The organism is Streptomyces sp. SP17BM10 (genome assembly GCF_036322405.1).
GTDB lineage: Bacteria > Actinomycetota > Actinomycetes > Streptomycetales > Streptomycetaceae > Kitasatospora.
In genome coordinates, this window is sequence record NZ_JAQYXB010000142.1 from 1 (window position 1) to 352 (window position 352).

1 protein-coding gene is annotated in these 352 nt (G+C 68.8%); it reads right to left on the reverse strand.

The annotated features are described in order from the left end of the window. Nucleotides 1-322: hypothetical protein (locus PUR71_RS00515; protein WP_329924282.1), on the reverse strand; the 322-nt coding region annotated here is incomplete at its 3' end. Nucleotides 323-352: the final 30 nt, after the last annotated feature.

Below are 352 nucleotides of genomic sequence, written 5' to 3' on the forward strand. Positions count from 1 at the left end.
CGGCACCGGTGTACTCGAAGACCCCGTGGTGATCGACGCTGACTCCGTACAGGTGGTCGCCAGTGGCGGCGAAACCGCTCCCGGGAGACCCGATCCGCATCCACGTCCCACGCGCCCGGTCGTACTGCTCGATGTCACCGGTCGCCGGGTCCGTCGCGTACAGCGTCGTCGCGCTGGTGAAGATGCGGTCGGTCGCGCCGCGGACCTGTTCCCAGGTGTCGTCGGCACCGGTGTACTCGAAGACCCCGTGGTGATCGACGCTGACTCCGTACAGGTGGTCGCCAGTGGCGGCGAAACCGCTCCCGGGAGACCCGATCCGCATCCACGTCCCACGCGCCCGGTCGTACTGCTC